At 54.6% G+C, this 13735-nt stretch carries 10 protein-coding genes; 5 read left to right on the top strand and 5 right to left on the bottom strand.

The features are described 5' to 3' along the window. Nucleotides 1–30 precede the first annotated feature (30 nt). On the top strand, nt 31–1656 hold the full coding sequence (locus PanJK_RS02405; RefSeq protein ID WP_265297043.1) for a sensor histidine kinase: 1626 nt from the start codon (nt 31–33) through the stop codon (nt 1654–1656). Next, entirely contained in the window at nt 1653–2372 is a 720-nt protein-coding gene (dcuR, locus tag PanJK_RS02410) for a two-component system response regulator DcuR (protein WP_008102769.1), read from the top strand. The genes PanJK_RS02405 and dcuR overlap by 4 nt, the downstream gene beginning before the upstream one ends. Here the strand turns inward: dcuR and PanJK_RS02415 are convergent. Next, nucleotides 2366–3325 carry an FAD:protein FMN transferase gene (locus PanJK_RS02415; protein ID WP_265297045.1) on the bottom strand — a complete coding sequence of 320 codons (960 nt, stop codon included), beginning with the start codon at nt 3323–3325 and terminating at the stop codon, nt 2366–2368. The genes dcuR and PanJK_RS02415 overlap by 7 nt on opposite strands. 51 nt (nt 3326–3376) lie before the next feature. Next, complete coding sequence (locus PanJK_RS02420; RefSeq protein ID WP_265297046.1) at nt 3377–6157, bottom strand: flavocytochrome c; 2781 nt, start codon at nt 6155–6157, stop codon at nt 3377–3379. Between the two features lie 605 nt (nt 6158–6762). Between PanJK_RS02420 and PanJK_RS02425 the strand changes: the two genes are divergently transcribed. Together PanJK_RS02425 and fumA are read left to right on the top strand one after the other, a co-directional pair. Further along, nucleotides 6763–8277, top strand: a complete 1515-nt coding sequence (locus PanJK_RS02425) for an anion permease (protein ID WP_293798172.1) — start codon at nt 6763–6765, stop codon at nt 8275–8277. Nucleotides 8278–8441: 164 nt separating this feature from the next. Continuing rightward, nucleotides 8442–10085 carry a class I fumarate hydratase FumA gene (fumA, locus tag PanJK_RS02430; protein WP_008102761.1) on the top strand — a complete coding sequence of 548 codons (1644 nt, stop codon included), beginning with the start codon at nt 8442–8444 and terminating at the stop codon, nt 10083–10085. Nucleotides 10086–10186: 101 nt separating this feature from the next. Here fumA and PanJK_RS02435 read toward each other — a convergent pair whose 3' ends face one another. Both PanJK_RS02435 and PanJK_RS02440 read right to left on the bottom strand, forming a co-directional pair. Further along, entirely contained in the window at nt 10187–10399 is a 213-nt protein-coding gene (locus tag PanJK_RS02435; protein ID WP_265297047.1) for a hypothetical protein, read from the bottom strand. Between the two features lie 176 nt (nt 10400–10575). Continuing rightward, on the bottom strand, nt 10576–12096 hold the full coding sequence (locus PanJK_RS02440) for an aldehyde dehydrogenase family protein (RefSeq protein ID WP_256696249.1): 1521 nt from the start codon (nt 12094–12096) through the stop codon (nt 10576–10578). A 237-nt stretch (nt 12097–12333) separates the two neighbouring features. Here PanJK_RS02440 and PanJK_RS02445 point away from each other — a divergent pair, with 237 nt between their 5' ends. Continuing rightward, nucleotides 12334–12897: a class I SAM-dependent methyltransferase gene (locus PanJK_RS02445; RefSeq protein WP_061716776.1), complete on the top strand. Its 564-nt coding sequence runs from the start codon at nt 12334–12336 to the stop codon at nt 12895–12897. Here PanJK_RS02445 and PanJK_RS02450 read toward each other — a convergent pair. After that, nucleotides 12885–13610 (bottom strand): glutamine amidotransferase, encoded by a 726-nt coding sequence (locus tag PanJK_RS02450; RefSeq protein ID WP_265297048.1) that lies wholly within the window; start codon nt 13608–13610, stop codon nt 12885–12887. The genes PanJK_RS02445 and PanJK_RS02450 overlap by 13 nt on opposite strands. Nucleotides 13611–13735 lie beyond the last annotated feature (125 nt).

Genomic DNA, 13735 nt, shown 5'->3' on the forward strand with positions numbered 1-13735 from the left:
TATTCACCTCCATTTATCCTCAGGTTCGTTATGACCCCACCAAAGCAAACGTCTCCGGCGCGCAAGCAGCCGATGAAGCTCAATACGCTGGTCACTCTGATGCTCAGCGCGGTGATTGTGCTGGTGCTGCTCAGCGTGCATATGTTCTATTTCTTCCAGATTGGCGCCGCGACCCGCGCGCAGCTGGAGGACAAAGCGATGGCGGTGGCGCGCACGTTGGCCAAATTTCCTGAAATTCAGCGCGCGCTGATATTGCCGCCAAATGCCACCAGCATCCAACCTATTGCTAAAGCCGTGCAGGAGAGCAATAACCTGCTGTTTGTGGTGGTGACCAACATGGATACCATCCGTTATTCGCACCTGAATCCTGAACTCATCGGCCAGCACTTTATTGGCACAGATATTGAGCCCGCGATACGCGGTCATGAAAATGTCTCCGTCAATCAAGGCGTGCTGGGCCGGGCAATGCGCGTCTATACGCCGGTCTATAATGCGCAGCATAAGCAGATTGGTGTCGTGGTAGTGGGCATTTCACTCAGTGCCGTTACCGATCAGATAAACCAAAGCCGCTGGAGCATCTTGTGGACTATCCTGATTGGCACCTTTGCAGGCGCTATCGGCACCTTTGTGCTGGTGCGCGTGCTAAAGCGCATCCTGTTTGGCCTTGAACCCTACGAAATTTCTACCCTGTTTGAACAGCGCCAGGCGATTCTCAACTCGCTGAAAGAAGGCGTAGTGGCAATGGACGATCAGGCGCAGATGACGCTGGTCAATCAGGCGGCGCGCTCGCTGCTGAATGATTCGATGGGCACCATCAGTGGCGACCGCATCTACGATGCCTCGGTGATCAACCATCATCTGCAGGATGTGCTGCACAGCGGGCGCGCACGGCGTGATGAAGAGTTAAATGTGAATGGCCGCGTGTTGCTAAGTAATACCGTGCCGGTGCGCAGCCAGGGACGAATTATCGGCGCGGTTTGTACCTTCAGGGACAAGACGGAAATCAGTCAACTGATGCAGCGCCTGACGGGCATGGTAAACTACGTCGATGCGCTGCGTGAGCGCTCACACGAGTTTATGAACAAGCTGCATGTGATTCTCGGCCTGCTGCACATGAAAAACTACACGCAGGTGGAAAGCTACATTCTCAAAACCGCCAATAATTACCAGACGGAGATCGGTTTCCTGCTCGATAAGATTAAGTCGCCGGTGATTGCCGGTTTCTTGCTGAGCAAAATCAATCGCGCATCGGATGGCGGCCATCGCCTGACCATCAGCGATGCCAGCTTCCTGCCCGACAGCGGCAATGAGCAGCAGATGGCGGCGCTGATTACGGTGATCGGCAATCTGATTGAGAATGCGCTGGATGCAATGAGCGAGCAGGTAGAAGGCGAGATTCACATAATGCTGCACTACCAAAACGGTTGGCTGACCTGTGAAGTGAGTGATGATGGTCCGGGCATTGAAGCCGATCATCTCAGTACCATTTTCGAAAAAGGCTTCTCCACCAAAGGTGAAAACCGTGGTGTCGGGCTGTTTCTGCTGCAGCAGCAAACCGAAAATATCGGTGGCAGCGTGAGTGTCGAGTCAGAACCCGGCGTGTTTACCCAATTTTTAGTCCAACTTCCCTGGGATGGAGGAAACCAATCCGCATGATCAATGTGTTAGTGGTCGATGATGACGCCATGGTCGCCGAGCTTAATCGCGCGTATATCGGCCAAATTCAGGGCTTTCACTGTTGTGGCACCGCCTCAACCTTGAAACAGGCAAAAGAGATCCTGTTCAACAGCGATACCGCGGTCGATCTGGTGCTGCTGGATATCTATATGCAGCAGGAGAATGGCCTCGATCTGTTGCCGGAGCTGCGCACGGCGCAGAGCGCGGTAGAAGTGATCATCATTTCGTCTGCCGCCGATGCGGAGAATATTAAAACCTCGCTGCACTACGGCGTGGTGGATTACCTGATCAAACCATTCCAGTTCCCGCGTTTTGAAGAGGCGCTGACCGGCTGGCGGCAGAAGAAGTCGCTGATGGACAATCAGCATTACTATCAGCAAGCGGATGTGGATCTGCTGATTCACGGCAGCCCGGCGACGCAGCACGACAACAAGCGCCTGCCAAAAGGCTTAACGCCGCAAACACTGCGAACACTGTGTCAGTGGATTGATGCGCATCCGGGACACGAATTCTCCACCGACGAACTGGCGGCTGAAGTGAACATCTCGCGCGTATCCTGCCGTAAATACCTGATTTGGCTGGCGCAGATTAATATTCTGTTTACCAGCATTCACTACGGCGCGACCGGTCGTCCGGTGTACCGCTATCGCCTGCAGCCGGAATACCATTCGCTGCTGCAGCAATACTGTCAGTAACGCAGCTGCCAGTCGAAATCGAGCTGCTGGAAGTGGAAATGATGCGGCGAGGAGCAGATGATCTGCCGATCGCGCGTAACGAAAACCGCGTCGATGTCGGGCTGGTCAGCGAGATAAGCCAGCCCTTGCTCCACGCCCATGCCGTAGAGCAGCGTGGTGTAGATATCACCATCAATTGAGCGATCGGAAATCACCGTCACGCTCAGCAGTTCGTTATCCAGTGGATAGCCAGTTTGCGGATCAAAAATATGGTGCCAGCAGCGGCCATCCAGTTCGAAGTAGCGCTCATAAATCCCCGACGTTACCACCGATTTTCCCTGCACCTGCAGCACGCCTAACAGCTCATCATCGCGTCCAAAGGGCTTTTTCAGGCCAATGCCCCAACCTTGCGGCTCGTGCGGCGGCGATCCCAGCGTCTGCACATTGCCACCCAGATTGATCAGCGCCTGCTGCACGCCCTGCTGGCGCAAAAACGCCTGCACACGATCGGCGATGTAGCCTTTGGCGATGGCGCCGAGATCGATCTCCATGCCCGGCTGTTGCAAAAACACTGAGCGATCGGCGGGATTGAGCAGCACCTGATGCGGATCGGTAAGTTTCAGCAGTGAGGCGATTTCCAGCGCAGGCGGCACGGCGCGCCCCTGGAAGCCGATTTTCCAGCGCTTCACCACCGGGCCGATGGTGAAATTGAATGCGCTCTCCGGCAGCAAACTCACCGCGTGCGCCACGCTGATCAAGGCAAACACGGGCTCGCTAACGATTACCGGATGACGGCCAGCGGCGTGGTTGATCGACATCACTTCGGATTCAGCGCGATTTACGGTGAACAGATTTTCCTGCTGTTTGATCAGTTGAAAGACGTGGCGGGCAAGCGTGGGATTGTCATCGAACAATTTGAGCAGAATGGGTGAACCCATTAGAACGGCAGAGTAAGAAAAAACGCCAGCGGTCATTGCATGCCTCTAAATAAAACGATGCCCGCACAAGGCGGGCATCTTTACAGCTTAGTGTCCTAACGCCAGTTTAGCCGCGTTATGACCGGCTTTGATACCGAAGATGATGATGTCGGCCACCGCGTTACCGCCGATGCGGTTGGCGCCGTGGATGCCGCCGACCACTTCACCCGCCGCCCATGCGCCAGGAATCACCGCTTTCTGCGCATCCAGCACCGCAGTATCGGTGTTGATGGTCACTCCACCCATGGTGTGGTGCACGCCCGGTGCGATACGAATCGCAAAGTACGGACCTTTATTCAGCGGGTGACGCAGCGCGGTTTTACGACCAAAGTCTTCGTCATCCTGCTTCGCCACAAACTCGTTGTAACGACCCAGCGTGGTTTGCAGCGCTTCCTGATCCATGTTGAGTTTCACCGCCAGCTCGTGTGGCGTTGGTGCGCTGATGACAAAACCTTTGGCGATGTATTCGTCAGCCGCTTTGTTGTTGGCGCGTACCTGCTCGTCAAACACGATCCACGCACTCTTCTCTGGCAGTGCGATGATCTCAGCGGACACTTTGTCGCGGGTTTCCATTTCGTTGTAGAAACGCTTGCCCGCCTGGCTCACCAGAATCGCCCCGCCGCCGCGCATCGCTTCGGAAATCAGGTACGAGGTGGTTTGCTCAACCGTTGGGTGAATCTGAATTTCGCCCATATCCACGGTATCCGCACCGATGTGTTGCAGCATGGCGATGCCGCTGCCGGTGGCGCCTTTGTGGTTGGTGGTAACAAAACCGTCCAGCTCAGGGCGGTATTTCACCACCATTTCGCGGTTGGCACTGAAGCCGCCAGTCGCCACAATCACGCTTTTGGCATTGATAATGCGGCTGTCGTTGTACTCATCCACCACTTTCACGCCGGTGACCGCGCCGTTTTCCACCAGAATTTCCGCTACCGAGGTTTCCAGCAGCACTTCGATATTGCGCTGGTTAACGTTTTTCACCAGGCCGCTGATCAGGAAGCCGCCGACTGCAGAACGATCTTCCGGACGGTGCGTACGGTCGATGCTCATGCCGCCGGTGATGGTGATATCACACAGCTCGATCTCTTTCGCTGCCAGCCACTCAATCGCTTCGGGCGCCTGCTCAACAAACTCGCGTAGCAACACCGGATTGTTTTTGAATTTGCCGCCTTTCAGCGTCTCTTCGTAGAACAGCTCTTTGCTGTCTTCGATGCCTTTCAGCTTCTGATAACGGGTTTCTGCCGCGTTCATGCCGACCGAGGCTTTGATGGTGTTACCGCCGATGGTGGGCATCTTCTCGATGATCACCACGCGTGCGCCATCGTCATGCGCCTGAATCGCCGCCGCCAGACCGGCGCCGCCGGTGCCCACCACCACCACATCGTAATTGACCGGTGCGTTCGGGTTACCGCCCTCTTCAATCACATACTCTTTGCTTGAGGTGGTCATGGCACGCGATACCGCTTTTTTCAGCGCTTCACTCTGCGTAGTAGCGCCAGTGATGGCATCCACGTGCGGGCTGTTCGCCACCAGAATGCGTTCACGCAGGCTTTCGAAGGTGCTGGTGAAGTCGACGTCGAGGCTTGGATCCGGCACCAGCGAGATATCGGTGATACGGTCGGTGTCGAGCGTGACGTTGATTTTCAGCTTCAGCGCTTCGGCTTCCACTTTCGCCTGATAGACGCCCGCTTTGTATTTACGGCCGGTATCGCTGGTGTCACGGATCATCGCGTCCACCAGCGAGAAGCGCCACAGCGGTTCAGGAATGGTCAACTCTTCGCGCTTGGTGCTGTCGATATACAGCTCCATGTGCTGATTTTTGATGACGCGATCGGTCCAGTCCGGATAAGCGATGCAGGCTTTACCGACTGCTACTAAATCGAAACCGTGCTCCAGCGCGTTCTCGGCATCTTCTTTATTGACGATGCCGCCAACGCCAATCACCGGCACTTTCGCCAGATTAGGAGAGCGTTGCGCCAGGTATTTGGTGATCAGCGGCGTTGGGTCTTGGGTATCGACAATCGACGGACGCAGCAGCTGTCCCACCGAGAAGTGCACGTAATCGAGACCGCGTTCCGCCAGTTTCTCCAGCAGGTAAAGCGTGTCGTCCCAGCGGATGCCCGGCACTTCCAATTCTTCCGGTGAGAAGCGATAACCGATGATGAAGTCTGCCGCAGCAAAGCGGTCCGCCATCTTGTGGGTGATTTCCAGCACTTCCAGTGGGAAACGCGCGCGATTGTCGCGGCTGCCGCCCCATTTGTCGTCGCGCTGGTTGGAGTTTGGCGAGTAAAACTGCTGGATCAGATAAGTGTTGGCGCCGTGGATCTCCACGCCGTCAAAGCCGGCTTTGATCGCACGGTTCACCGCATCACCAAACTTGGTGATCATCACATCCACTTCTTCTGCGGTCAGCGCCTGAGGTTTGGTAGCACCGTCACGCGGTGCGGCGATGGCGCTTGGTGCGACCGGGGTTTTACCGCCGATCAGCGCCGGTTCCACCATGCGGCCGCCGTGATAGATCTGCAGAACCGCTTTGGAGCCTTGCGATTTGATGGCGTGGGCAATTTTCGCCAGACCGGGGATTTTATTGTCGCTGTCGATACCGAGCGCACCTGGGAATGCAGGTCCACGGTTATCAATAAAGCAGCACTCTACAATGACGGTACCGATGCTGCCGGCACGCACGCGATAATATTCGACAAGGTCACTGGTAACACCGCCATCGTAATAACCGGTACAGGTGGTCATCGGCGCCATAACCAATCGGTTTTTAAGGACCGCACCTTTCGGTAGCGTAAGCGGATTAAGAATCGGGGTGAGCGTATTCATGATGAGCAACTCCAGAATTAAGAAACTTTGTATTCAATTCTTTGGCGATTCGGAGAAATTTATAATTATTTGAGTGGTCCGATTTCATGGCGTAAATATACCATTTTATTTACTTACATAACCTTATTCGTTAGTTATATAAGTTTTACGCATGGAAATAATATTTGATACCCATTGCTGAAAGTTGCGCTGAGCTAAGTTTTAACCAAGACTTGACAAAAATCAACTTTTTCCTTACATTTAAAACAAATCCAGCCTTATCATAAAGATAAATCGTCTCCTTTCTCTTTTTTTTGCTTGATTTGTGCCGTTTTATTCACCTCACACAGTTAATTTTCACCTAATGGTTCGTTTATTAAGGCATGCATGCTTAAAGCAAAAAAACCACGAATAAATTTTATTGATCTGGATCAAAATAGATATTTTAATTAATCGCATCATAGGCACATCCAATAGATAATTCGCGCATCGAATTTTGCTAATAGCGATTTATTAAAACTCAGTTTTAAATGTCACGACTAATCTGTTAAAAGAGTTTTGCAACTAAAAAAACCAGCTTGGTTCGGGGCGTATATACGCATTCTCCATAACTTGCAGACAAAACTATGAACACACAAACAACCCAGAGTGAATCCCTTACTGCGCCTCCCGCGGCACCAGGGAAGAAAAAGAACCGCCTGATAATGTTGTGCCTGCCAATTATTGTGGCTGTGCTGTTGCTGCTGGTGCCGACTCCTGCGGGATTGGAACCTTACGCATGGCACTTCTTCGCCATTTTTGTCGGGGTTATTGTGGGACTGATTTTCGAACCGCTGCCGGGCGCCGTTATCGGTTTAACCGGCGTGGTGGTGATTGCGCTGTTCAGCCAGTGGGTGCTGTTTAGCCCGGCAGAACTGGCGGATCCCAAGTTCAAAACCGCTGCGCAGTCGTTCAAATGGGCGGTAAGCGGCTTCGGCAACTCCACGGTCTGGCTGATCTTCGGTGCCTTTATGTTTGCCGCCGGCTACGATAAAACTCAGTTCGGTCGTCGCCTGGCGCTGATTCTGGTGAAGTATCTTGGCCGTCGCAGCCTGACGCTGGGTTACGCCATTACCTTCGCTGACCTGTTGCTGGCACCGTTTACGCCATCCAACACCGCGCGCAGTGGCGGTACCATCTATCCAATCATTGCTAACCTGCCGCCGCTGTACGGTTCAAAACCCAACGACCCAAGCGCGCGTAAGATTGGTTCTTACCTGATGTGGGTCGCCATCACCGCCGCCTGTATCACCAGTTCAATGTTCCTTTCAGCTCTGGCACCGAACCTGCTGGCGCTGGCGCTGGTAAAAAGCGTGGTGGGCTTTGAAATTTCATGGGGCATGTGGTTCCTCGCCTTCCTGCCGCTCGGCGTGCTGCTGATTCTCACCATGCCGCTGCTGGCTTACTGGCTCTATCCGCCAGAAGTGAAGGTGAATGACGAAGTGCCGCGCTGGGCCACTGCTGAGCTGGCAAAACTCGGTAAATTGAAACGTAATGAAATCCTGCTGCTGGGCTTTGTGGTTGCGGCGCTGATGATGTGGATCTTCGCCACCGCCTGGATTGAACCGGCAATGGCCGCGCTGTTAGTCATCGTGCTGATGCTGTGGACCGGTGTACTGAACTGGAATGACATCACCAGCAATAAAGCCGCATGGAACACCTTTGCCTGGTTCGCCACGCTGGTTGCGCTGGCAGATGGTTTAGCGCGCGTCGGCTTCATCGCCTGGCTGGGTAAAGAAGGCGCGATGCTGCTGCACGGTTACGATCCTCAGGTTTCTGCCGTAGTGCTGTTAATCGCCTTCTACCTGCTGCATTACCTGTTCGCCAGTACCACCGCGCACACCACCGCGCTGCTGCCAGCCATGCTGACTATCGCCGCCTCAATCCCGGGCATCAACATGCCGGTATTCTGCTTAATGATGTGTGTTTCTCTGGGTGTGATGGGCATTATCACCCCGTACGGCACCGGCCCAAGCCCGATTTATTACGGTAGCGGCTATCTGCCAACCAAAGATTACTGGCGCCTGGGCACCATCTTCGGCGCGCTGTTCCTGGTTCTTCTGATGGTTGTCGCCTATCCATGGATGGTGATGATGTTCTGATGATGTTGCTTCGATGTTAAAAACGGAGCCGCGCATTACCGTGAAAATGTTATGATGCTCGCCAGTCAGCCCCTGCGGAGGGCTGGCGAGAGAAAATCGAATAACAGACTGCCTAATTTGTCGCCCGTCATGCTGGCGGGTAACACGAAGCTAAGTGAGCCAACATGTCGAACAAACCCTTCTATTATCAGAATCCCTTTCCTCTCGCCAAAGATGATACCGAATACTACCTGCTGAGCACGGATTACGTCTCGGTGGCCAACTTCGATGGCGAAGAAGTCCTGAAAGTCGATCCCAAAGCGCTGACGCTGCTGGCGAAGCAGGCATTCCACGATGCTTCCTTCATGCTGCGCGCCTCGCATCAGGCGCAGGTCGCGTCAATTCTTGCCGACGACGAAGCCAGCAAGAACGACAAATACGTTGCCCTGCAGTTCCTGCGCAACTCTGAAATCGCCGCCAAAGGCGTGCTGCCAACCTGTCAGGATACCGGCACCGCTATCATCATGGGCAAAAAAGGCCAGCGCGTCTGGACCGGCGGCGGCGATGAAGCGGCGCTGTCGCAAGGCGTCTATAACACCTTTATTGAAGATAACCTGCGCTATTCACAGAATGCTGCGCTGGATATGTATAAAGAGGTGAATACCGGCACCAATCTGCCGGCGCAGATCGACCTGTACAGCGTTGATGGCGACGAATACAAATTCCTGTGCATTGCCAAAGGTGGCGGCTCCGCCAATAAAACCTATCTGTATCAGGAAACCAAAGCGCTGATTACGCCAGCCAAGTTGAAGAATTATCTGGTCGATAAGATGATGTCGCTGGGTACTGCAGCGTGCCCGCCCTACCACATCGCGTTTGTGATTGGCGGTACTTCAGCAGAAGCCACGCTAAAAACGGTCAAACTGGCCTCAACCCACTATTACGATTCGCTGCCGACCGAAGGTAATGAACACGGTCAGGCTTTCCGTGACATTCAGCTGGAAGAAGAACTGCTGAAAGCCTCGCAGGAGCTGGGCCTCGGCGCGCAGTTTGGCGGTAAATACTTTGCGCACGATATCCGCGTGGTGCGCCTGCCGCGTCATGGCGCATCCTGCCCGGTAGGTATGGGCGTATCTTGCTCTGCGGACCGTAACATCAAAGCTAAGATCAACCGCGAAGGTATCTGGATTGAGAAGATGGAAGACAATCCGGGCCGCTACATTCCTGAAGAACTGCGTCAGCAGGGCGAAGGCGAAGTGGTGCATGTCGATCTGAACCAGCCAATGAGCGAGATCCTGGCGCTGCTGTCGGCTTATCCGGTCTCAACTCGCTTGTCACTGAACGGCACCATCATCGTGGCGCGTGATATTGCGCACGCCAAGCTGAAAGAGCGCATTGATAACGGCGAAGGTTTGCCGCAGTACATCAAAGATCATCCGGTCTATTACGCAGGTCCGGCGAAGACGCCAGAAGGTTATGCCTCCGGTTCACTCGGCCCAACTACCGCAGGTCGTATGGATTCTTATGTTGATCTGCTGCAGGCCAACGGCGGCAGCATGGTGATGCTGGCGAAGGGCAACCGCAGCAAGCAGGTTACCGATGCGTGTCATAAACACGGCGGCTTCTACCTGGGCAGCATCGGCGGCCCGGCAGCGGTGCTGGCACAGCAGAGTATTAAGAGTCTGGAATGCGTGGAGTATGCCGAACTCGGCATGGAAGCGATCTGGAAAATTGAAGTGGAGAACTTCCCGGCGTTCATTCTGGTGGATGACAAAGGCAACGACTTCTTCCAGCAGATTCATAACAACTGTGCCGCCTGCGTGAAGTAATCTACGCATCGCAACGCAAAAAAGCCGTTATCGTGTGATAGCGGCTTTTTTATTGCGATATTTCTGGCGAATTGGTCATCGAATAAGGTAGTGCAACACAGTTAAAAACGAAACTGACTCTCCAGTTGACGCAGCGTTTCCATTCGTTGCGCAGCCGCCGCTTCGCGTGCTTTAACTTCGATCAGCAAGTCAGCATCGTTCTGACCAATTACGTAGATCGCCTGACGACCCGGCAGGTTCACGGTAATAATATTTTGTTCCACAGCGTCCAGCAGATCGTCTTGCTGTTCGAGATAGTTGTACAACGTGTTCATGGGTTCTCCTTGAAAATAGGTGGACCATTCTGCCCAACCGCCCCCTTTAAACACCACAAGACATGGCTTAAACACGCCACTTCGATCAGAAGATTCTTGTGCAGTAATCTTATCCTGCAGTCACGAGATGACGAGGAGATGAATCGGCAGCGGTATTGTTCCGCTGCCGTTATTAGTTAGAAGAAACCAAGCGGTTGCGTGCTGTAGCTCACCAGTAGGTTTTTAGTCTGCTGATAATGGTCGAGCATCATTTTGTGGGTTTCGCGGCCAATCCCCGATTTCTTATAGCCGCCAAACGCCGCATGTGCCGGATAGAGGTGATAACAGTTGGTCCACACGCGACCGGCTTTGATCGCGCGGCCCATGCGATAGGCGCGGTTGATATCGCGCGTCCAGACGCCGGCGCCAAGCCCGTAAATCGAGTCATTGGCGATAGCCAGCGCTTCCGCTTCATCTTTGAAGGTCAGCACGCCAACCACCGGGCCAAAGATCTCTTCCTGGAACACGCGCATGCTGTTATCGCCTTTCAACAGCGTTGGCTGGATGTAGTAGCCGCTGGCCAACTCCTCGCCCACTTTCTCGACGCCGCCGCCGTGCAGCACCTGCGCGCCCTCTTGCTGCGCAATCTCCAGATAGGAGAGAATTTTATCGAACTGCTGCTGCGACGCCTGCGCGCCAATCATGGTTTCGGTATCAAGCGGATCGCCACGTTTGATGGATTTGATACGCTTCATCACCGCCGCCATAAACGGCTCAAAGATTGATTCCTGCACCAGCGCGCGTGACGGACAGGTACAAACTTCACCCTGATTAAGGAAGCCCAGCACCACGCCTTCAGCCGCTTTCTCAATGAAACTCTCTTCGGCATCCATGATGTCTTCAAAGAAGATATTCGGCGATTTCCCGCCCAATTCAACGGTGGACGGAATCAGACTTTTCGCCGCCAGCTCCAGAATATGGCCGCCGGTGGCGGTGGAACCGGTAAAGGCGATTTTGGCGATGCCCGAATGTGACGCCAGCGCTTCGCCCGCCTCTTTACCGTAGCCGTGCACCACATTAATCACGCCCGGCGGCAACAGATCTTTGATCACTTCCATAAACAGCGTAATCGACAGCGGCGTTTGCTCGGCCGGTTTCAGCACCACGCAGTTGCCTGCGCCCAGTGCCGGTGCCAATTTCCATGCCGCCATCAGCAGCGGGAAGTTCCACGGAATAATTTGCCCGACCACACCCAGCGGTTCGTGGAAATGATAGGCAGCGGTGAACTCATCGATTTCAGCAGCGGTGCCTTCCTGCGCACGCACGCAACCAGCGAAATAGCGGAAGTGATCGACCGCCAGCGGCAGATCCGCTGCCAGCGTTTCACGCACCGGCTTGCCGTTATCCCAGGTTTCGTTGACCGCGATGTATTCCAGATTCTCTTCCAGCCGGTCGGCAATTTTCAGCAGCACCAGCGAGCGCGCCTGCGGTGAGGTTTTGCCCCACGCATCGGCAGCGGCCTGGGCGGCAGCCACGGCGTTATCGATATCGGCACGATCCGAGCGTGGGAACTCGCCAATGGTGGAAGCATTAATCGGTGAGGTGTTGACGAAGTAATTACCGTTCACCGGCGCAACAAATTCGCCGTTGATAAAGTTGCCATAACGCGATTGCAAAGTAATGAGAGAACCTTGTTCTCCCGGGGCAGCGTAACGCATGGTGTTTCTCCTTGCGGACAGAGTGGCGATTAACAACTATGAAACCTGTTATTAACATTGAGCGATCAACGCCAGCCTGTCAGATCGTAGAAGGGGAAACTGTGACCGCATCGAAGGAAATGTGGCGTGCGTAAGCCGCTACAGATAATTCCGAGTTTTCCCGGTTATGTCGCAAAAAGCGGAACATGGCCGAAATATGTGGTCAATATGAAGCAGGATACTAACCAGGAGAAACAGATGTTGGCTTCAGCCCTGACGTTAATGCGCGCCAAAGCGAACTTTGTTCAGCAATTCATCCGTAACCCGCGCAAAATGGGCAGCATCACGCCCTCTTCCGCCGCGCTGTGCCGCACCATGTGCGATGCGGTGAATTGGGATAACAGCCTGCGTATCGCCGAACTCGGCGCCGGTGACGGCGTACTCACACGCCACGTGCTGTCGCGTATGTCACCGCAAGCACAGCTTGATGTATTCGAAATCAGCCCGGAACTGGTGAAAAGCCTGCGGGGATTGCCCGATGCGCGTATGCAGGTGCGCGCCTGCTCGGCGGAATATCTTGCGGGGGAATATGATGTGATTTTCTCTGGCTTGCCGCTGCTGTCATTGCCGCCCGCCACGCGCGACAACATTCTCAGCGCGGTGCATGATGCGCTGGGTCCACGCGGCGTATTCGTGCAGTTTCAATACACCTCGTTCACCCAGCCAAATTTGTCACGCTACTTCACCTGGGAACGCCAGCGGGTGCTGAAAAACATGCCACCCGCGTGGGTTTATCGCTGCACGCGTAACTACGCGCCCTGAGCCTGTGCGCGCGGCTGCGGCCGCGTTTGCAGCCAGAAGCGGCGCAACAGTTCGCGCGACCAATCTTCCCCCACCAATTGCGTATCATCCTCACTCACGCCCGCCGGTAAACAGGCGCTCATAATGTCGCGGGTAAATTCCGGGTGGAACTGCACCGACAGCGCCTGCGGCGAATAACGCAGAATCTGACAGCCATCCTGCGCCGAACTCGCCAGCACCTGCGCATGCTGCGGCGGTGTTAACACCGATTGCCGATGCGATAACCACGCCTGAAATTCGCCTGGTAACGCAGCCAGCCACGGATCGTTGTGCGCCTGCGCGCTGCGCGTCAGCGGTTTCAGTCCACGCTCCCAGCCATGCGGGTTATCGCCCACTTTGCCACCCAGCGCATACGCCATCAATTGATGTCCGTAACAGACTCCAAGCAGCGGCAGATCCGCTTCCAGCGCGCCCCGAATCCAGGCGGCGGTGCGTTCGCTCCAGTCGGCGTGATCGGTAACCATCGCCCACGAACCACTGAGGATCGCGCCGCTGACGCGGTCAAAGGCCGGTAAATCATCACCCAGATGCGGACGCACAATCACATAGTCATCGGGCTGCAATTGCAGCGCGTCGATAAACCAGCGGGGTTGTTCACCAATTTGTGCCACAACCTGCGGCGGCGGGACTTCGAGTTGAATCAGAGCAAGAGGTAAAGCGCGGGTGTGTGTCATGCCGAATACGGTCCTCGTTATGGTCGCCTTTCGGACATCCACTTTGACAGTAAATCAACGACATGTCTTATTTTTTTCCTGCATAAGCTAATGCTTATGCGAAAAAAGTTTTGTCAGACATGTCC

It is taken from the genome of Pantoea sp. JK (assembly GCF_026130245.1).
Taxonomy (GTDB): Bacteria; Pseudomonadota; Gammaproteobacteria; order Enterobacterales; family Enterobacteriaceae; genus Pantoea; species Pantoea trifolii.